21 protein-coding genes are annotated in these 18,748 nt (G+C 70.5%); 11 read left to right on the forward strand and 10 right to left on the reverse strand.

What is annotated here, in order from left to right; translation table 11 throughout:
* Together AB0M93_RS29320 and AB0M93_RS29325 are read right to left on the reverse strand one after the other, a co-directional pair.
* On the reverse strand, positions 1-723 hold the full coding sequence (locus AB0M93_RS29320) for an oxidoreductase (RefSeq protein ID WP_364278789.1): 723 nt from the start codon (positions 721-723) through the stop codon (positions 1-3).
* On the reverse strand, positions 716-1,213 hold the full coding sequence (locus AB0M93_RS29325; protein WP_364278791.1) for a phosphoribosyltransferase: 498 nt from the start codon (positions 1,211-1,213) through the stop codon (positions 716-718). Before AB0M93_RS29325 ends, AB0M93_RS29320 begins: the two co-directional genes overlap by 8 nt.
* Before the next feature lie 114 nt (positions 1,214-1,327).
* Between AB0M93_RS29325 and AB0M93_RS29330 the strand changes: the two genes are divergently transcribed.
* The 3 genes from AB0M93_RS29330 to AB0M93_RS29340 all read left to right on the forward strand — a co-directional run bounded on the left by AB0M93_RS29330 (position 1,328) and on the right by AB0M93_RS29340 (position 4,633).
* Positions 1,328-1,930 (forward strand): GNAT family protein, encoded by a 603-nt coding sequence (locus AB0M93_RS29330; RefSeq protein ID WP_364278793.1) that lies wholly within the window; start codon positions 1,328-1,330, stop codon positions 1,928-1,930.
* A 100-nt stretch (positions 1,931-2,030) separates the two neighbouring features.
* Positions 2,031-4,013: an acetate--CoA ligase gene (acs, locus tag AB0M93_RS29335; protein WP_364278795.1), complete on the forward strand. Its 1,983-nt coding sequence runs from the start codon at positions 2,031-2,033 to the stop codon at positions 4,011-4,013.
* A gap of 143 nt (positions 4,014-4,156) precedes the next feature.
* The gene (locus tag AB0M93_RS29340; RefSeq protein WP_364278797.1) at positions 4,157-4,633 is read left to right on the forward strand and encodes a DUF6319 family protein; all 477 of its coding nucleotides are present in this window, start codon (positions 4,157-4,159) and stop codon (positions 4,631-4,633) included.
* A 56-nt stretch (positions 4,634-4,689) separates the two neighbouring features.
* Here the strand turns inward: AB0M93_RS29340 and AB0M93_RS29345 are convergent, their stop codons facing one another.
* Positions 4,690-4,959, reverse strand: a complete 270-nt coding sequence (locus AB0M93_RS29345) for a hypothetical protein (protein WP_364278799.1) — start codon at positions 4,957-4,959, stop codon at positions 4,690-4,692.
* Between the two features lie 19 nt (positions 4,960-4,978).
* Positions 4,979-5,332, reverse strand: coding sequence for a cupin domain-containing protein (locus tag AB0M93_RS29350; protein ID WP_364278905.1), 354 nt, complete (start codon positions 5,330-5,332; stop codon positions 4,979-4,981).
* A 119-nt stretch (positions 5,333-5,451) separates the two neighbouring features.
* Here AB0M93_RS29350 and AB0M93_RS29355 point away from each other — a divergent pair, with 119 nt between their 5' ends.
* The gene (locus AB0M93_RS29355) at positions 5,452-6,180 is read left to right on the forward strand and encodes a VIT family protein (protein ID WP_364278801.1); all 729 of its coding nucleotides are present in this window, start codon (positions 5,452-5,454) and stop codon (positions 6,178-6,180) included.
* A gap of 35 nt (positions 6,181-6,215) precedes the next feature.
* Here the strand turns inward: AB0M93_RS29355 and AB0M93_RS29360 are convergent, their stop codons facing one another.
* Entirely contained in the window at positions 6,216-7,673 is a 1,458-nt protein-coding gene (locus AB0M93_RS29360; protein WP_364278804.1) for an oligopeptide:H+ symporter, read from the reverse strand.
* 188 nt (positions 7,674-7,861) lie between these two features.
* Here AB0M93_RS29360 and nhaA point away from each other — a divergent pair, with 188 nt between their 5' ends.
* The 3 genes from nhaA to AB0M93_RS29375 are packed head-to-tail and all read left to right on the forward strand — an operon-like array spanning position 7,862 to position 10,523.
* Positions 7,862-9,049: a Na+/H+ antiporter NhaA gene (gene nhaA / locus AB0M93_RS29365; RefSeq protein WP_364278807.1), complete on the forward strand. Its 1,188-nt coding sequence runs from the start codon at positions 7,862-7,864 to the stop codon at positions 9,047-9,049.
* Between the two features lie 42 nt (positions 9,050-9,091).
* Positions 9,092-9,592, forward strand: coding sequence for a phage holin family protein (locus AB0M93_RS29370; RefSeq protein ID WP_364278810.1), 501 nt, complete (start codon positions 9,092-9,094; stop codon positions 9,590-9,592).
* A 7-nt stretch (positions 9,593-9,599) separates the two neighbouring features.
* A complete protein-coding gene (locus AB0M93_RS29375; protein ID WP_364278813.1) occupies positions 9,600-10,523 on the forward strand; it encodes an alpha/beta hydrolase in 924 nt (307 codons plus the stop codon).
* On the opposite strand, the gene AB0M93_RS29380 is transcribed toward AB0M93_RS29375, so the two are convergent.
* A complete protein-coding gene (locus AB0M93_RS29380; protein WP_364278816.1) occupies positions 10,510-11,598 on the reverse strand; it encodes an FAD-dependent monooxygenase in 1,089 nt (362 codons plus the stop codon). The genes AB0M93_RS29375 and AB0M93_RS29380 overlap by 14 nt on opposite strands.
* Positions 11,599-11,708: 110 nt before the next feature.
* Here AB0M93_RS29380 and AB0M93_RS29385 point away from each other — a divergent pair, with 110 nt between their 5' ends.
* Positions 11,709-12,590 (forward strand): GntR family transcriptional regulator, encoded by an 882-nt coding sequence (locus AB0M93_RS29385; RefSeq protein ID WP_364278819.1) that lies wholly within the window; start codon positions 11,709-11,711, stop codon positions 12,588-12,590.
* Here AB0M93_RS29385 and AB0M93_RS29390 read toward each other — a convergent pair.
* The 4 genes from AB0M93_RS29390 to nth are packed head-to-tail and all read right to left on the reverse strand — an operon-like array spanning position 12,587 to position 15,744.
* Positions 12,587-13,771, reverse strand: a complete 1,185-nt coding sequence (locus AB0M93_RS29390; RefSeq protein ID WP_364278821.1) for a MarP family serine protease — start codon at positions 13,769-13,771, stop codon at positions 12,587-12,589. The two genes, AB0M93_RS29385 and AB0M93_RS29390, sit on opposite strands and share 4 nt — an antisense overlap.
* A 4-nt stretch (positions 13,772-13,775) precedes the next feature.
* On the reverse strand, positions 13,776-14,471 hold the full coding sequence (locus AB0M93_RS29395) for a CoA pyrophosphatase (RefSeq protein ID WP_364278823.1): 696 nt from the start codon (positions 14,469-14,471) through the stop codon (positions 13,776-13,778).
* Positions 14,468-15,064: a TlpA disulfide reductase family protein gene (locus AB0M93_RS29400; protein ID WP_364278826.1), complete on the reverse strand. Its 597-nt coding sequence runs from the start codon at positions 15,062-15,064 to the stop codon at positions 14,468-14,470. The genes AB0M93_RS29395 and AB0M93_RS29400 overlap by 4 nt, the downstream gene beginning before the upstream one ends.
* Positions 15,061-15,744: an endonuclease III gene (nth, locus tag AB0M93_RS29405; RefSeq protein WP_364278829.1), complete on the reverse strand. Its 684-nt coding sequence runs from the start codon at positions 15,742-15,744 to the stop codon at positions 15,061-15,063. The genes AB0M93_RS29400 and nth overlap by 4 nt, the downstream gene beginning before the upstream one ends.
* A 226-nt stretch (positions 15,745-15,970) precedes the next feature.
* Between nth and AB0M93_RS29410 the strand changes: the two genes are divergently transcribed.
* The 3 genes from AB0M93_RS29410 (at position 15,971) to AB0M93_RS29420 (ending at position 18,721) form a co-directional block, all read left to right on the forward strand.
* Positions 15,971-16,222 (forward strand): hypothetical protein, encoded by a 252-nt coding sequence (locus AB0M93_RS29410; RefSeq protein WP_003081722.1) that lies wholly within the window; start codon positions 15,971-15,973, stop codon positions 16,220-16,222.
* Between the two features lie 149 nt (positions 16,223-16,371).
* Positions 16,372-17,046, forward strand: coding sequence for a Crp/Fnr family transcriptional regulator (locus AB0M93_RS29415; protein ID WP_003081747.1), 675 nt, complete (start codon positions 16,372-16,374; stop codon positions 17,044-17,046).
* A gap of 418 nt (positions 17,047-17,464) precedes the next feature.
* The gene (locus tag AB0M93_RS29420; RefSeq protein WP_364278832.1) at positions 17,465-18,721 is read left to right on the forward strand and encodes an MFS transporter; all 1,257 of its coding nucleotides are present in this window, start codon (positions 17,465-17,467) and stop codon (positions 18,719-18,721) included.
* Positions 18,722-18,748 lie beyond the last annotated feature (27 nt).

The following is an 18,748-nucleotide window of genomic DNA, read 5'->3' on the forward strand; positions in this document are numbered from 1 at the left end:
TCAGGAAGCCGCGTCCGAAATGGACTTCGCTTCGCGCGCACCGGCTTCGAACGCTTCGCAGCAGAAGAGCAGCCACGCGCGTACGCCCTCGGGCGTCCCGCTCGCGAAGCCTTGCGCTGCTTCGAGATAACGCGGGACGCGGCGGAAGAACATCACTTCCGGGACGCTCAAGGACTTCGGGTCCAGACCGGTCGCGACCATCGTCAGGCGGGCGGCCGCGCGCGCGACGACGCCGTCCGCGCTGCCGAACGGCTTGAGCGCCAGCAGTTCCCCGTGCACCACCGCCGTCAGGACCGGGCCCGGAACCGACGTCGCTCCGGTCACCAGCTGGGCGAGCAGCTCCAGGCGGCCGCCGCCGGAATGCGGGCGGCCCAACGCATCCGCGTCGTCGACGAGGTCGGCCGCCGCGAGGACGTGCAGGCGCGCCAACGCCTGCAGCGGCGCGCGGCGCCACGTCGGCAGCAGCGTTTCGAGCGTCTCCGCGACGCGCAACGCCCCGGCGAGGACCGGGTCGTCGACCGCACCGTCGGCGGGCAGTTCCGGGTTCGCGCCCTCGATGCCGGCGGACGCGCGGGCGGCCCGCACCGACGCCTCCGCCGCCGTCGCCGCGCCGCCGCGGAGGTTCGCCGGGAGGCGGTGGACGGCGAACACGGCGTCCTGGGCGGACTTCGCCGCCGCCGCGACGCCTTCGAGGTCGAGGAGGGGCTTCAGCGGATCAGGCATCGAGGACCTGGCCTTCGCGGGTGACCACGGGCGGCAGGACCGACCACGGGAAGTTGATCCAGCGGCCGGTGTGCCGCCAGACGTACTCGCACTTGACCGTCGAGTGCGGCTTCTCGTAGACGACGGCCGAGCGGACCTCGGCGACGTGCTCGAGGCAGAAGTCGCGGACCAGCTTGAGCGTGGCGCCGGTGTCGGCGACGTCGTCGGCGATCAGCACCTTCTTGCTCGTCAGGTCGACGACGTTGGGCACCGGCGGCAGCATCACCGGCAGGTCGAGGCGCTGGTCGACGCCGGTGTAGAACTCCACGTTCATCACGTGCAGGTTCTTGACGTCGAGCGCGTAGCCGAGAGCGCCGGCGACGAACAGGCCGCCGCGGGCGATGGAGAGGATGAGGTCCGGCGCGAAGCCGTCTTCGGCGATGGTGTGAGCCAGTTCACGGCTCGCCGTGCCGAACAGCTCCCAGCTCAGCTCTTCCCGCTCTTCCGCCATCGAGCCCGCCCTTTCCGTCGTGGTCCGCCGAGCATAGGCAACGCCCAAGTGGTCTCTGGAAATGCTCGGAAACTGGCTATCCTGAGCAGCCACTGGGCGATCTAGGGTGAGCACGTGAGCGACTGGAACACCCGACCGATTCTCTCCGGCGAGCACATCCGCCTGGAGCCGTTGGCCCCCGAGCACGCCAAGGGGCTGCTGGAGGCCGGGACCGACCCGGCCGTCTGGACGTGGCTGAGCATCCGGCAGCCGGGGGATCTGCCGGCGGCGGAGCGGATGGTCGAGCAGGCGCTCGCCGACCCCGCGCGCCGGGCGTTCGCGCAGATCGACGTCGCCTCCGGCCGGGTCGCCGGGACGACGTCGTACTACCAGGTCGTCGAAGCGCACCGGATCCTGTCGATCGGCCACACGTGGATCGGCGCGGACTGGCAGCGCACCGGGCTGAACACCGAGTCGAAGCTGCTGTTGCTGACGCACGCGTTCGAAACCCTTGGTGCGCAACGGGTCGCATGGGAGACCGACGTCCGCAACCTTCGCTCGCAACGCGCCATCGAACGTCTTGGCGCGCTTCGCGAAGGCGTCCTGCGGGCGCACCGGATCCGGCCGGACGGGTCGTCGCGCGACACCGTCCTCTACTCGATGCTCCGGCCGGAGTGGCCGGTGGCAAAGGCGCGGCTGAACGAACGCTTAGTCACCGGGGCTCGCCTGCCACGGTGAAACGACAGGGCAACGTGGGTGCAACCTTTTACAAGGCGGACTAACGTCGCTAGCGTGCCGCTAGCCGTCATGTCGGCGCACTACAGGAGGCCTTGCAACCATGACCGAGCAGTCCCCCGCCCTGGACAACCTGCTCACCGAGAGCCGCACGTTCCCGCCCAGCGATGATTTCGCTGCTCAGGCCAATGCCAAGGCCGACATGTACGCCGAGGCGGACGCCGATCGCGAAGCGTTCTGGGCCAAGCAGGCCGAGCGGCTCACGTGGGACACGAAGTGGACCACGGTACTGGACTGGACCAATGCGCCGTTCGCGAAATGGTTCGTCGGCGGCAAGCTGAACGTCGCCTACAACTGCGTCGACCGGCACGTCGAGTCCGGCCACGGCGACCAGGTCGCGATCCACTGGGTCGGCGAGCCGGGCGACACCCGGGACATCACCTACGCCGAGCTGAAGACCGAGGTTTCCAAGGCCGCCAACGCACTCGCGTCGCTGGGCGTCACCGCGGGCGACGTCGTGGCGATCCAGCTGCAGATGGTGCCCGAGGCCATCTTCGCGATGCTCGCGTGCGCGCGGATCGGCGCGCTGCACAACGTCGTCTTCGGCGGCTTCTCCCCGACGGCGCTGCGGGCCCGCGTCGACGACGCCGCCGCGAAGGTCGTGATCACCTCCGACGGCCAGTTCCGCCGCGGCAAGGCCGCGCCGATGAAGGCCAATGTCGACGAAGCGCTCGAAGGCGCCGAAACCGTCGAGAAGGTCATCGTCGTGAAGCGCACGGGCGACAAGCTCGAGGGCGACGTCCCGTGGACCGACGGCCGCGACCTGTGGTGGCACGAGCTCGTCGACGGACAGTCCGAAGAGCACACTCCCGAAGCGTTCGACAGCGAGCACCCGCTGTTCATCCTCTACACGTCCGGGACGACCGGGAAGCCGAAGGGCATCCTGCACACCTCCGGCGGCTACCTGACGCAGACGGCGTACACGCACCACAACGTCTTCGACCACAAGGCCGGCGAAGACGTCTACTGGTGCACCGCGGACATCGGCTGGATCACCGGCCACAGCTACATCGTCTACGGCCCGCTCGCGAACCGCGTCACGCAGGTCGTCTACGAAGGCACGCCGAACACCCCGCACGAGGGGCGGCACTGGGAGATCATCCAGAAGTACAAGGTCTCCCTGTACTACACGGCGCCGACGCTGATCCGCACCTTCATGAAGTGGGGCGCGGAAATCCCGGAGAAGTACGACCTGTCGTCGCTGCGCGTGCTGGGTTCGGTCGGCGAACCGATCAACCCCGAGGCGTGGATCTGGTACCGCGAAAACATCGGCGCGGGCCGCACCCCGATCGTCGACACGTGGTGGCAGACCGAGACCGGCGCGATCATGATCTCGCCGCTGCCGGGCGTCACCTCGACCAAGCCGGGCTCGGCGCAGAAGGCGCTGCCGGGCATCTCGGCGAAGGTCGTCGACGACCAGGGCAACGAGGTCGGCCCGGGCGGCGGCGGGTACCTGGTGCTCGACAAGCCGTGGCCGTCGATGCTGCGGGGCGTCTGGGGCGACGAAGAGCGCTTCAAGGACACCTACTGGTCGCGGTTCAAGGACCAGGGCTTCTACTTCGCCGGCGACGGCGCGAAGTACGACAGCGACGGTGACGTCTGGCTGCTGGGCCGCGTCGACGACGTGATGAACGTGTCCGGCCACCGCATCTCGACGACGGAGGTCGAGTCGGCGCTGGTTTCGCACCCGACGGTGGCCGAGGCCGCGGTCGTCGGCGCGACCGACCCGACGACCGGCCAGGGCATCGTCGCGTTCGTGATCTTGCGCGGCAATGCCGTCGACGGCGGCGAGGAGGCCATCCAGGCGCTGCGCAACCACGTCGCGAAGGAGATCGGGCCGATCGCGAAGCCGCGGCAGATCATGGTCGTGCCGGAGCTGCCGAAGACGCGCTCGGGCAAGATCATGCGCCGCCTGCTGCGCGACGTCGCGGAGAACCGGCAGGTCGGCGACGTCACCACGCTGGCCGACTCATCGGTGATGGACCTGATCTCGTCGGGCCTGAAGTCGGGCAAGTCGGAGGAGTGAGCTAGCGTTCTCCCTGTCAGAGCCCTTCCGGCTTCGCGCCGGGAGGGCTCTGTCATGGAACCCCCGAGCGGCGCGCGTCGAACGCATGTTCTACACTGTGCCGCGAACCACACCCACTTCCCGGGCAAGGAGACGACACGACGATGACCGTGGATGTCCTGACGCACGACGAGGAAACGGCCACCGACGCCCCGGCTGCCGCCGAGATGCCGGCTGTTACCACCGACGAGGCGGCCGTCACCGAGTCCGCGTCCCCCTCTTCGGACGGCGAAGCATCGCCCGCCGAGGAAGAGGCTCCCAAGCCGAAGCGCGGCCGCCCGAAGGGTGCGACGGCGTCGACGGCGAAGAAGACCCGCACGGTCGAGCTGATCCTCACGGTCACCGGCACCGCCGACGGCGAGTGGCAGGCCGAGCTGAAGAACGGTTCGAAGTGGGTCGCGAAGGGCCTCGAGATCCCGGCGGCGGCCGTCTCGCGCGCGGCCAAGGAGCTGCACGCGGACCTGTCCGGCCCGATCGACGAGGTGATCAACCAGGCCCGCGAGGCGCAGGCGGCGAAGGTCGCCGCGCTGGAGGCCGAGCTCGAGAAGGCCAAGCAGGCCCTCGCCGAGCTGGACGCCTGAGCTTCACTCCAGGAAACGCCCGGGTCCGCTGTCGCGGGGCCGGGCGTTTCCGCTCTTCAGGACTCGAGTTGTGCTTCGAAGGCGGTCAGCCACGCTCGGAAGTCGAGCGGACCGTAGAGGTACTCACCCGGCGCGACGAGCATGTCCGCGCCCCAAAGGTTCTGGAGCGCCTCCCAGACGAGCTCGTCCTGGACCTCGCCCGCTTCCTCGGTGATCCAGGGGTTCGCCCAATCGGATGCTTCGCCGGGAGTCAGTGTCCCCGCGATAAGGCCTTGGAGCTGCTTCCGCACCTCGTCACGGGTGGGTTCGGGGGCATCCAGCTGCACTATCGGCTCCTTCGGGCGTTCAGGCGATCGGCGGACGGCCGGGCAGGGGCGACTTGAACTCGACCCACATCGAGTCCGTCAGCGCTTCCACGTGGTGGGACACCCCGCGCCGGTGCACCACCGAATCGCCCGGTTCCAGCTCCCGCTCCACGCCGTCGACCGCGCCGCGCAACCGGCCCGACAGGACGTAGACGATCGAGTCGTGGTCGTGCGCGTGCGGCGGGGACGACACCCCCGCCGGGTAGTGGATCAGGTAGGCCAGGCCGCTCGGGGCTCGCTCCAGCAGCCGGAACCGGCCCTCGCCGCCCCGGAGCGGGAGATCTTCCACCGCGCGCAGTGGCTGCCACACCTGGTCGTCCATGCCGCCCATCATGACCCAGCGCGGCTGAGAGTCCACACAGGACCAGTTAGGTAAGGCAGCGGTTATTTAGGCGGACCTGACCCGGAACACGAAGTCTCGCCACGGTTCCGCGTTCGTGTTTCACTGGTCCGGTGACCGAAACGATCGACGGTGACGCCGTGGAGCACGCCCACGAACCGCACCAGGGCCTGGGCGGGAAACTCAACTGGCTGCGAGCCGGGGTGCTCGGGGCGAACGACGGGATCGTGTCCGTCGCCGGGATCGTCGTCGGCGTGGCCGGGGCGACCACGGAAAGCACGACGATCCTGACCGCCGGCATCGCCGGGCTCGTCGCCGGCGCGTTTTCCATGGCCGGCGGGGAATACGTCTCCGTCAGCACCCAGCGCGACACCGAACAGGCCTTGCTCCGGCTGGAAAAGCAGGAGCTCAAGACGATGCCGGAAGCCGAGGAGCGCGAGCTCGCCCAGATCTACGAGGGCAAGGGCCTGTCGCCGGAGCTGGCCGGCCAGGTCGCCCGCGAACTGACCGAAAAGGACGCGCTGCAGGCGCACGCCGAGGCCGAACTCGGCATCGACCCGGGCAACCTGACCAGCCCGTGGCAGGCGGCGTGGGCGTCGCTGCTCGCGTTCTCGGTCGGCGCGCTGCTGCCGATCCTCTCCATCGCCTGGGCCGGCGTCTCCCTGCGGGTGTGGGCGTGCGCGGCCGCGGTCGTCGTCGGCCTCACGCTGACCGGGTGGGTCAGCGCGAGGCTCGGCGACGCGAACGTGGGGCGCGCGATCGTCCGCAACGTCGGCGTCGGCGCCCTCACGATGGTGGTGACCTACTTCGTCGGGGTGATCTTCGGGGTCACGGTGGGCTAGCCCGAGGCACTCTTTCCCGCCGAGGGCCTATCAGCTCAGTGGACGCCCTTCATCAGCCGCCGGATGAACGGGATGCCCAGGAACAGCAGCACGCCGACGCCGATGGCGACGCCGCCGACCGTGCTGAAGTACGGCGCTTCGTCGTCGACGGAGTAGTACTCGGCGAGCTTGCCGGACATCGCGGTGCCCAAGGAGATGGACAGAAAGTTCAGCGCCACCATCTGCGTCCGGAACGCCTCGGGCGCGAGCTTCGTCGACAGCGACAGCCCCACCGGTGAGAGGCACAGCTCGGCGATCGTGAACACGAGCAGGATGCCGACCATCGCCAGGATCGGGCTCGCGTTCTTGCCGCTGCCCACCATCGGCAGGAACAGCAGGAACGCCGCGCCCATCAGCACCGTGCCGAGGACGAACTTCATCGGCGTCGACGGCTGCCGCTCGCCGAGCTTCGTCCACAGGGCCGCGAGGACCGGCGCGAAGACGATGATGAACACCGGGTTGATCGAGTTGACCCAGGACACCGGCATCTCCCAGCCGAACAGGCTCCGGTTCAGCCGCTGGTCGGTGTAGGCCGCGACGACCGTGAACTGCTGCTGGTACAGCGAGAAGAACACCGCGCTGGCGATGAACATCGGGATGAAGGAGAACACCCGGCTGCGCTCGACGCCGGTGATCCGGCTGCTGCTCAGGATGACCACGAAGTAGATCACCGAGATCACGCCGACCACCCACACGACGACGTCGGCGAGGTTGCCCGGGTTGACGACGCCGGTGAGCACCAGCGTCACGACCGCGGCCACCAGGACGACGGCGGCGCCGATCGCCAGCGCGCGCTGGGACGCCGGCAGCGGGTTCGGCACCTCCTTGGCCTTGTCGCCGAGGTTCTTGCGGCCGAACGTGTACTGGGTCAGGCCGAGGGCCATGCCGATCGCCGCCAGGCCGAACCCGAGGTGGAAGCCGACCTCGGTCTGCGCCAGCCCGGTCAGCAGCGGGCCGACGAAGCCACCGAGGTTGATGCCCATGTAGAAGATCGTGAAGCCGGCGTCGCGCCGCTCGTCGCCTTCGGCGTAGAGCGTGCCGACGATCGCCGTCGCGTTGGACTTCAGGCCGCCGCTGCCGATCGCGACGCACACGAGCCCGACGCCGATGCCGGCCAGGCCGGGCAGCAGGGCCAGGCTGAGGTGGCCGATCATGATCAGCACGGCGCTGTAGAAGAGCGTCCGCTCGGAGCCGAGGAGCCGGTCGGCCACCCATGCACCGACGACGGCGGACAGGTACACCAGGCCGCCGTATGCGCCGACGATGCCGAGCGCGGACTGCTGCGCGAGACCGAGACCGCCCTGGTCGACCTTGTAATAGAGGTAGATCGGGAGGATGCCGAGCATCCCGTAGTAGGAGAAGCGCTCCCACATCTCCACGCCGAAGAGGTTCGCCAGCCCTCGTGGGTGCCCGAAGAACCTCGTGTCCTGCTGAACCTCGGTTGAGGTGCTCACAACTGTCGTCTTCCTTGTCTAGGGACTTCGTTGTCCCTTGGCATGCTAGGAGCCCAGCTGGTGACCCACCACCGCCACCCGGTGTGGCGGCGGCCATAACGGCGGGTGACAAAGACACCGTAAAATGCGGCAAAAGGTGCGCCGGGAAGTCTGGTCGGCAACAGTGATCAGCGACCCCAGGAGCCGCCGTGTCCCATCCCCTCACCGAGTTCGCCCGTTACCTGCGCACCGAGACGACCGGCGGGCTCATCCTGCTCGCCGCGACCGCGGTCGCGCTGCTCTGGGCCAATTCGCCGCTGCGGGACAGCTACCACGCGCTGCGCGAGGTCCGGCTCGGCCCGGAGTTCCTGCACCTGAACCTGACGATCGGCGACTGGGCGAAGGACGGCCTGCTCGCCCTGTTCTTCTTCGTCGCCGGGCTGGAGCTCAAGCGCGAACTCGTCGTCGGCGAGCTGTCGCGGTTCAAGCAGGCCGTGCTGCCGATCGTGGCGGCGATCGGCGGCATGGTCGTGCCCGCGCTCGTCGCGCTGTCCGTCGGCTGGGGGACACCGGGGATCGAACGGGCCTGGGCGATCCCGGTTGCCACGGACATCGCGTTCGCCCTCGGCGTGCTGGCCCTGACGGCGTCGAACCTCCCGTCGAGCGCGCGGGTCTTCCTGCTCTCCCTCGCCGTCGTCGACGACCTCGGCGCGATCATCGTCATCGCCGTGCTGTTCACGACGAGCTTCGACCTGGTCGCGGTGGCCGTCGCCGTCGTGGCGCTCGCCCTGTACGCGTACCTGCAGCACCGGCGGGTCCGGACGCCGTGGCTGTACGTGCCGCTGGCGCTGGTCACCTGGGTCGCGGTGCACTCGGCGGGCATCCACGCGACGATCGCCGGCGTCGCGCTGGGCCTGCTCACCCGCGTCCGCGCCGACGAAGGCGAGGAAGAGGCACCCGCGCTGCGGCTCGAACACCGGCTCCAGCCGTGGTCGGCGGCCGTCGCCGTGCCGGTGTTCGCGCTGTTCGCCAGCGGGATCTCGATCGACGCCGACGCGCTCGGCGCGGTGTTCACCACGGCGTTGCCGCTCGCGGTGCTCGCCGGCCTGCTCGGCGGCAAGGTCGTCGGCATCCTCGGGGCGAGCCTGCTGGCCGTGAAGCTGCGTGTCGCGGAGAAGCCGCGCGGGATGGGCTGGCGGGACATGGCCGCGTTGTCCGTGCTCGGCGGCGTCGGGTTCACGGTGAGCCTGCTGATCGCGGAGCTGGCGCTGCCGGAACAAACGAGCGAACTGGCGAAGGCCGCGGTGCTGATCGCGTCGGCGGCGGCGTCCCTGCTGGCGGCGGCCCTGCTACTCCGTCGTAGCAAGGTTCACGCGCAAATGTCCGACACACTGTGACGCCGCCGCGCCCAGTTTCGAGACACATGGCACGATGACCCGGTGAGCAGCCCCAAGCACGAGCGCACCGGCCCCGACGGCGTGGGGGCCGTGCCTTACCTCCCGCTGTCCTCCGCTTCCGACGTTCCCGGCGACCAGTCGATCGGCCGCCTGGTCGGCGACGCGACCCAGCACATCTCCACCCTGGTCAGGGCCGAGATGGAGCTGGCGAAGTCCGAGCTGGTCGGCGAGGTGAAGAAGGGCCTCAAGGGGGCCGTCTTCTTCCTGATCGCGCTGACGGTCTTCCTGTACAGCACGTTCTTCTTCTTTTTCTTCCTGGCCGAAGGCTTCGCGGACTGGTTCCGCTCCCTCCATCGCTGGGGCGCGTTCGGCATCGTGTTCGTCGTGATGCTGCTCGTCGCGGGCGCGGCCGGGTACCTCGGCTACCGCAAGGTGAAGAAGTTCAAGGCACCGGAGCGGACCATCGCCAGCGTCAAGGAGACCGCCGCCGCGCTCAAGCCGCAGCGCGCGCCCGAAGCCGACCTGACGACCACGCGCGACTGAGTCGTCGTTGCACGCGTCCCCCGACCCGTCGATCGTCCGGCTCGACGGCCCGTGGGTCCACCGCGACGTGTCCGCGAACGGCATCCGGCTGCACGTCGCCGAGCTCGGCGACGGACCGGTCGTGGTGCTGCTGCACGGGTTCGCCGAGTTCTGGTGGACCTGGCACCACCAGCTGCGGGCACTGGCCGAAGCCGGCTTCCGCGCGGTCGCGGTCGACCTGCGCGGCTACGGCGACTCCGACAAACCACCCCGCGGCTACGACGCGTGGACGCTGGCCGGTGACGTCGGCGGGCTGATCAAGTCGCTCGGAGCGCGGCGGGCGCACCTCGTCGGACACGCCTGGGGCGGCCTGCTCGGCTGGACGGTCGCGTCGCTGCACCCGCGGCTCGTGTCGTCGGTGACGGCGATCGGCGCCGCGCACCCGCTCGCGTTGCGCTCGTCGGTGCGCCCGTGGCGCGGCCAGGGCCGCGCGGCCGGGCACCTCTTCCGCTTCCAGGTGCCGATGGCGCCGGAGAAGTGGCTCGTGAAGGACGACGCCAAAGCCGTCGAAGACCTCTTCGGCAGCTGGGCCGGCGACCGCTGGCGGTCCACGCCGGACTTCGCCGGCAGCGTCGAAGCGTTCCGCCAGGCGATGCTCGTGCCCGGGGTCGCGCACAGCGCGCTCGAGTACTACCGCTGGGCGTTCCGCGCCCAGTTCCGCGGCGAAGGCCGCCGCTTCACCGACGCCGTCGGCAGCCGGATCGCGGCGCCGACGCTGCAGCTGCACGGCGCCGACGACACCTGCATCCTGCCCGAAACGGCGACGTCGTCGGCGCGCTGGGCCGGCCCGCACGCCGAACCGCAGATCTGGTCCGGCGTCGGGCACTTCCCCCACCTCGAGGCACCGGACCGCACGTCGGCGGCCCTGGTGGACTTCCTCAAGCGAGACTGATGGCGTTCTTCGCCCGCTCCACCGATTCCTCCGACGCCGGGCCCTCCGGGTTCTCCGTGGCCAGCGCCTGGTTGAGCGCGACGAACGGCCGCATCCGCGTTTCGTAAGCCGCGAAGGCCTCCTCGTGACCCGCCCGGCCGAGTTCCTGCGCGAGGACATACGCGCCGACCAGCGCGAGGCTCGTTCCCTGACCGGACAGCGCCGAGGCGCAGTAACCGGCGTCGCCGACCAGCACGACCCGGCCGGCCGACCAGCGGTCGAGGTGGATCTGGGCCATGGCGTCGAAGTAGAAGACGTCCGCGGCCGCCATCGCTTCGAGCAGCTTCGGCACCTCCCAGCCGATCCCGCCGAGCCGCTCGGCGACCAGCCGCTTCTGCTCCGGGACGGTCATCCGCGGCAGCGTGTCCGAGCCGAAGCCGAGGGTGACGCGCAGTTCGGTGTTGTCCCGGACCGGGTAGACCGCGCCGCCGGTGTGCTCGTGCCGGAACCAGACCTGCCAGTCCTCGAGGCCGAGGAAGTTGGCCGTCGGGAAGATCGCCAGGTACTGGCCGAGGTGGCGGGTGAAGTCCGCCTCCGGCCCGAAGGCCAGCCGCCGCACCGCCGAGTGCAGGCCGTCCGCCCCGACGACCAGGTCGAACGTCCGGAAACCGCCGCGCTCGAATTCGACGCGCACCCCGTGCGCCTCTTCGGTCAGCGCCGTGATCGAGTCGCCGAAGACGTACTCGACGCCGGGCGCCTCGCCCAGGATCTCGACGACGTCATCGCGCAGGATCTCGAAGTCGGCGCTGTCCAGACGCCCGCTGGTAAAGGTGTGCTCCTCCGACCGGAACAGCTCGTGGCCGTCCCCGTCCACCATGGACATCCCGCGCATCCGGGTGCGCAGCGCGCGCATCCGGTCACCGAGCCCCAGCTCGTCGACGACGTCGAGCGCGACGCCGCGCACGTCGATCGCCTGGCCGCCGGAGCGCGGGCCAGGTGCCCGGTCCACCACGGTCACCGCCCAGCCTTCGCGCGCCAGGAATCGGGCCAGGGTGCCGCCGGCGACACCCGCGCCGGGGATCAGGATGTTCCGCATGTTTTCCTCCAGAGTCGTACGCTTGTACGCTCCACTGTGGAGAACCGACAGCTCAGGCGCTATTTCTGTACTAGTACAGATGGCTGTCTGTACTAGGTCAGGAGACAGCCGTGAAATACGTGGCCATCGCCGACGAACTGCGTGAGCGGATCGCGCGGGGCGAGCTGCCGCCGGGCGCGCGGGTGTCCTCGACGCGTCGGCTCGCGGCCGACCACGGCGTCGCGATGGCGACCGCGGCGAAGGCGCTGGCCCAGCTGAGCCAGGAGGGGCTGGTCCGCGCGGAGCCGCGGTCCGGCACGGTCGTCGCCGAGCACGACCGGCGCGGTGGTCAGCGCGGGCTGACCCGCGAGCAGCTCGTGCGGACCGCCATCGCCATCGCCGACGCCGAGGGCCTCGGCGCGCTGTCCATGCGCGGCGTCGCCGCCCGGCTCGGGGTCGCGGCGATGGCGCCGTACCGCTACGTGCGGGGCAAGGACGAGCTGGTGCTGCTGATGGCCGACGCCGCGTTCGGCGAGCGCGGCTACCCGGCCAAGCCGTCCGGCGACTGGCGCGAGCGGCTGACGCTCGGCGGCCGCACGCTCTGGTCGCTCTTCCGGCGGCACCCGTGGCTGGCCCAGCTGGGTCCGATCACGCGGCCGCTGCCGCTGCCCAACCTCGGCATGCACGGCGAGTGGGCGCTGACGGCGCTGTCCGAGCTCGACGTCGACGCGGCGACCCTGTGCGACCTGCACGTCCTGTTCTTCAGCTACGTCCAGGGCATCGCGATCCACCTCGAACGCGAGCAGCACGCGCTGGCCTCGTCCGGGCTGTCGGAGGAGCAGTGGATGGACCGCCAGCTCCCCTCGATGGGGCCGATGACCACCGGGCGCCCGGTGTTCGCCAAGATGCTCCGCGAGCTCGAGGAGACCGGCTACGACCTCGTCCTGGACGACGTCTTCGAGTCGGGCATGCGGGCGCTGCTCGACGGCCTCGCGCTGCGGTTCGGGCGTTAGGCCGCGCAGGAGCCGGTGGACACGTTCGTCGTCTGCGACGGTGCCGCGTCGACCTCGGCGCGGACCTGCTCGGCCGTGAGCGTGAAGCCCGTCTCCGGGTCCTCCACCGCCGCGCCGAAGACGACGCCGATGACCTTGCCGTCCGGCGTCACCATCGGGCCGCCCGAGTTGCCGCTGCGGATCTCGGCGCGGACCGTGAAGACGTCGCGCTGCACGGTGTTCGCCTCGTAGATGTCCGGGCCGCGCAGGTTGATGCGGCCGCGCACGCGGGCCGGCGTCGCGCGGTACGGGCCGTCGAGCGGGTAGCCGAGCACCACCGCGCTGTCGCCCGCCGTTGCCGTTTCCGAGGCGAACTGCAGTGCCGGCGCGCGCAGCCGCGGCACCGCGAGCACCGCGATGTCGACCTCCGGGTCGAAGTAGACGACGCGGGCCGGGTAGTCGCCCTGGGTCGTCTCGATGCCGACGGTGTCGGTGCCGGCCACGACGTGCGCGTTCGTCATCACCCGCTGCGGCGAAATCACGAACCCGCTGCCTTCCAGCGACCGCGAGCACGAGCTGGCGGTGCCGCGGATCTTGACCACGCTGCCGTGCAGCTGCTGGACGATCCCGCTGCGCTGGAGCGCGGGGTCCGGCGGCGAGGTGTCCGCCGTCGGCGCCTTCTGGAACGGGTCCACGATCGACGGGAAGCCGGACGCGTCGAGCAGCTTGCGCAGCTGGCTCGGGAAGCCCTGGGCGGCCTCCGGCATGGCGTCGTTGACCTTGCCGAGCACCACCGAGTTGTTGATCGCCTTGGCCAGCCCGGGCAGGCCGGACACCGTCGTCAGCGGCGTCGCGATCAGCCAGGCCACCACGAAGACGACCAGGGCCTGCACGACCGCGCCGAGCGTCTTGTCGATGCCGGAGAGCTTGTCGGGGTTGATCTTCTGCCGGAGCCGCCGGCCCACGTAGACGCCGATCGCCTCGCCGAAGGCGACCAGGAAGACCACCGTCGCCACCGCGAAGGCGACCTTCCAGACCGGGTCGTCGAAGAACGACACCACCACCGGCGCGAGCTTGATCCCGGCGACCGCGCCGAGCACGACGCCGACGAGCGACGGCAACGCGATGATCACGCCCTGGAACGCGCCGGAGACCGCCGCCAGCAGGGCCAGCAGCAGCACCAGCACGTCGACCCAGTTCACCGTTTCACTCCCCTGCCACCCGTGCCTGGTAGGCGGCCAGCGCCTCGTCGAGGTCCCGGACGTCGCCCGCGTCCCATTCGCGCTCCCAGCCTCCCAGGCTCAGGAGAACCGACAGCAACCCGGCGGTGAATCCCCAGACGAACAGGCCGTTGACCTCGAAGGCCGGGCCCTTCCAGGGCGCGCCCTTCTTCTGCACCGTGAACCGGTTGGCCGGGTCGGCCAGGTCGGCGATGGCCACGCGCGCGACGGACGCCGTCTCGGCCGGGTCGACCGCGTGCACCGGCGACGGTTCGGCCCAGTGCGCCAGCACCGGCGTCACGGCGAAGCGGGACACCGGGACGAACAGTTCCGGCAGCACCGCGACCGGCCGGACGCCGGAGGGGACCACCCCGGTCTCTTCCTCGGCTTCGCGCAGCGCGGTGCCGATCGGGCCGCCGTCGCCGTCCTCGGCGCCGCCGCCGGGGAAGGCGACCTGCCCGGCGTGCGAGCCCAGCGTGTCGGCGCGGCGCTGCAGGAGGACGTCCGGTTCGCCGTCGGCTTCGCGTTCACCGAAGAGGATGAGGACGGCGGCGGCCCGCGTGTAGGCGTCCTCGGGCGGGCTGAAGCGGGTGAACGTCTTCGAATCGACCTCGCCGCTCACCTTGACCAGCGGCCGGAGCCACTCGGGAACCGACTCGGGTTCGACCAGTGGTCCGATCACGATGCCCCCTCGACTGCCGCGCGCACCTGGTCAGTGTTCACGAACGTGCGTGGATTCGCGATGAACCGCACCTCGCCGGCCACGGAGACCAGATAGGACGCCGGCAGCGACGAAGGCACCTTCAGCGCCGTCCGGACCGGGCCGCTGCCCCCAGCTCCGTCGAACACCGACGGGAGGTGCACGCCCAGCTTCGCCAGCAGGTCCAAGCCGTCTTTCGCCGGGCTCTGCACCTGGACGCCGAGGACGCGCACGGCACCCGGCTGCTTCGCGTACTCCTGGAGCACGGGCAGCTCGGTCCGGCACGGCTCGCACCACGACGCCCACACGTTGACCAGCACCGGAGCACCGGCGAGGGCCTTCCCGACGTCGACGCTGGCGCCGTCGCCGAGGCAGTCCGCCGTGACGCCTTCGAGCTGCTTCACGGGTTGCGCCGGCCCCGGCGCGGGGCACGGCTGAAGCGCCGCCGCGGCCCGGGCGGGCGCGAGGTCCTCACCCGGCTTCGCGGCGGTGTCCGAGCCGCGCGGCAGCAGCGCGACGATCAGCGCCACCGCCAGGACCGCGGCGGCCAGAGCCCACTTGGTGACTCTCGTCACCGGGGCGCCGCCAGGGCCAGGATGTGGTCCTTTTCTTCGCCTTTGACCAGCTTCGCGGCTTCCTCGAAGCCCGTCGGGCCGGTGCCGTAGGACGGGCAGTCCCTGGCCAGCGGGCACGCGCCGCAGGCGGGCTTCTTGGCGTGGCAGACGCGGCGGCCGTGGAAGATCACCCGGTGCGAGAGCATCGTCCACTCCTTGCGGGGGATCAGCTCGCCGATCGCGTGCTCGACCTTGACCGGGTCCTCCTCCGCCGTCCAGCCCCAGCGGCGGACCAGCCGGCCGAAGTGGGTGTCGACGGTGATGCCCGGCACGTCGAAGGCGTTGCCGAGGACGACGTTGGCGGTCTTGCGGCCGACGCCGGGCAGCGTGACCAGGTCCTCCAGCTTGCCCGGCACCTCGCCGCCGAAGCGCTCGACCAGGGCGGCGCCCAGGCCCATGACGGAGTTCGCCTTGGCCCGGTAGAAGCCGGTGCTCCGGAGGTACTCCTCGAGCTCGGTGCGGTCGGCGCCGGCGTAGTCGGCGGCGGTCCGGTAGCGCTTGAACAGGGCGGGCGTGACGAGGTTCACCCGCACGTCGGTGGTCTGTGCGGACAGCACGACCGCGACCAGCAGTTCCAGTGGCGTGGTGAAGTCGAGCTCGCAGTGGGCACCGGGATACACGTCGTCCAGGCAACGCTTCATCCGCCTGGCGCGTCTCACCAGAGCCAATCGGCTTTCACCAGCGCCCTCACGGGGGGCGTTCGTGGTGGCAGGTGGCACCCCGATAGCCTACGGGCGCCGTCGGACGAGCCGGGCACTGCACCGGTGGACGACCGACACGCCAGAGCACCACCTCGGCGCGTTTTCCGGCCGCCATGAGCGAGGATCTGGAGTAGATGCTTTCCATCGAGTGTTTCGGGGTCCGGTCATGACCGTCTGGTTCGTCATCCTGGTCCCCCTGGTGATCATGTTCTTCGCGCTGGGCATGGAGCGCGTCGAGAGCAGGCTGAAGCACGTCGCGGTGCAGGAGAACGAGGTCGAAGAGTTCCTCGAGCAGGCGCAGCCCAACGAGGTCAGGGCGCTCTACGGGCACGGCATCGGCCGCGCGCTGGAGCTGTTCCGGCTCCGTAGGCTGGGCGGACGGGCAGCCAGGCTACGCGCGCGTCGGGTGCGGAGTTAGGCTCCACGTTCGAACGAGATCGTTTCGGCGGACCGCGCGTCCGACGAGCGATCTCGGGAGTACGCCCTAGACTGACGCGCAAGTGATCGGCGTCACGCTCCTCCAGCCCCGGGGGAGCGCGCACGTTTCTCGACGAGGAGGCACCCGAGGTGGACGAAACCCTGGCCCGTGCGGGCATTTTCCAGGGTGTGGAGCCGGCAGCGGCGGAGGCGCTGGCCCAGACCTTGGAATCCGTGGAGTTCCCCCGCGGCCATGTCATCTTCAACGAGGGCGAGCCCGGCGACAAGCTGTACATCATCCAGTCCGGCAAGGTGAAGATCGGCCGCAAGTCCCCGGACGGCCGCGAGAACCTGCTGGGCATCTTCGGCCCGTCCGACATGTTCGGCGAGCTGTCCATCTTCGACCCGGGCCCCCGGACGTCGAGCGCGACCACGGTCACCGAGGTCCGCGCGGTCACCATGGACCGCCCGGCCCTGCGCCAGTGGATCTCGACCCGCCCGGAGATCGCCGAGCAGCTGCTGCGCGTGGTCGCGCGCCGCTTGCGCCGGACGAACAACATGGTCGCGGAGCTGATCTTCACCGACGTCCCGGGCCGCGTGGCGCGGGCGCTGCTGCAGCTCGCGCAGCGCTTCGGCAGCCAGGAGGCGGGCCTGCTGCGGGTCACGCACGACCTGACGCAGGAAGAGATCGCCCAGTACGTCGGCGCCTCGCGCGAGACCGTCAACAAGGCGCTCGCCGACTTCGCCCACCGCGGCTGGCTGCGGCTCGAGGGCAAGAGCGTGCTGATCCTGGACCCGGAGCGCCTGGCCCGCCGCGCTCGCTGAGTCTCCTTTACGCAGAAGGCCCCCTCGGTTCGCCGAGGGGGCCTTCTTGCTGTCCCATAACAAAGAGCCGGGCGCCACCCCCGACGTGGCGCACCGGCTCTTCGTTGTTTGCGCGGACCATCCCCCGACGATCCGCGCTCCCCGCCCTCCGGGCCAGGCCCCGACCCGAGTGCCGGAGGGAGCTGGGTTTTCTGTGCTGTTGTTCAACCATCACGGCCCATACCCACGAATTCAAGGCCATTCACTCTCAAGGACGCCACCCAGGCCGTTTCGTTGCAGGAGTTCACGGAGAATATCGTGAGTGTTACCCGATCGAGACGTCCCGGCCCGAAACCAAGATCCACTGCGGTTGGATCGGTGACGCACGTGACCATCAAATAACTGGTACTCACGTACCACTCTGCGGCATACTGCTCGTGTGTCCCAGCCTGCCTCGAACCACGAAAGCCGCACGTCCCTCGCCGACTACCGCACCGCGCTGACGACCCGGGCGGCCCGGCGGCCCGCCGTCGCGTCCGTGCTCGCCCGCCTGCCGATCGCCATGATCGGCATCTCGGCCCTGCTCTACGTCCAGCGCGAGACCGGTTCCTTCGCCGTCGCCGGGCTCGTCTCGGCCGGCTCACTCGTCGGTGTCTCGGTGGGCGCGGTGGTGCAGGGCAGGCTGATCGACCGGTTCGGCCCGACGCGGCCGCTGCTGGTCGTCTCGCTGCTGCTGGCGCTCTCGATGACCGCGCTGGTGACGGCCATCGAGTCGCACGCCGCGACGGCCGTGCTCGTCGCACTGGGCGCGGCCACCGGGCTGTCGGAGCCGATGGTCGGGTCGGCGTCGCGGGCGCTGTGGACCCGGCTGCTCCCGCCGGGCGGGGCGCGCAACGCGGCGTTCTCGTACGAGGCGATCAGCATGGAGGTCTTCTTCATCCTGGGTCCCGGCCTGGCCGGGCTGCTGGTCATGGCGCCGTGGGCGGGGACCGGCCTGGTGCTGGGCGTCGCGCTGCAGTTCACCGGCGCGGTGCTGTTCGCGCTGAGCCCGGTCGTGCAGGCGTGGGGTCCGGCCACCGGATCGCCCGGATCGCTGCTGGGCGCGCTGGCGAGCCCGGGCATGCGGACGCTGGCGGTCGCCGCGCTGGGCTTCGGCGTGGTGATCGGGTTCGTCGAGGTCGCCGTTCCGGCGGCGGCCACCGAGGCGGGCCAGGCGTCCGTCGGCGGCCTGCTGCTGTCGGCGTGGTCGCTGAGCTCGGTGGCGTTCGGCGTCGCCTACAGCCTGCGGCCGTGGCCGAGGCAGCTGGGCCTGCGGCTGCCGGTGCTGCTCGGCGGGTTCGGCGCGCTGGTCGCGCTGCTCGCGTGGCCGTCGTCGCTGTGGGGCCTGGCCCTGATGATGCTGCTGGCGGGCGCGTTGATCACCCCGCAGTCCACGGCCCACTCGACGGCGATCGAGGCGGTCGCCCCGGCCGGCACGGCGGCGGAGGCGTTCGGCTGGGTGCTCACGGCGGTGACGCTGGGGCTGGCCGCGGGCCAGTCGGTCAGCGGGTACGTCGTCGAGCACGCGGGCCCGGGTGCGGCGTTCCTGGCGGCGAGCGCGGCCGGGGTGGTGCTCGCGCTGATCGTGTGGCTGCTGCGCGGCACGTTCCGCCCGGCCCGGCCGGCGCCGACGGCACCTTCACTGATCAACGCCTAGCCGTTTCCGCTGGTCAGCGCGTTTTGT

It is taken from the genome of Amycolatopsis sp. NPDC051102 (genome assembly GCF_040682815.1).
GTDB lineage: Bacteria > Actinomycetota > Actinomycetes > Mycobacteriales > Pseudonocardiaceae > Amycolatopsis.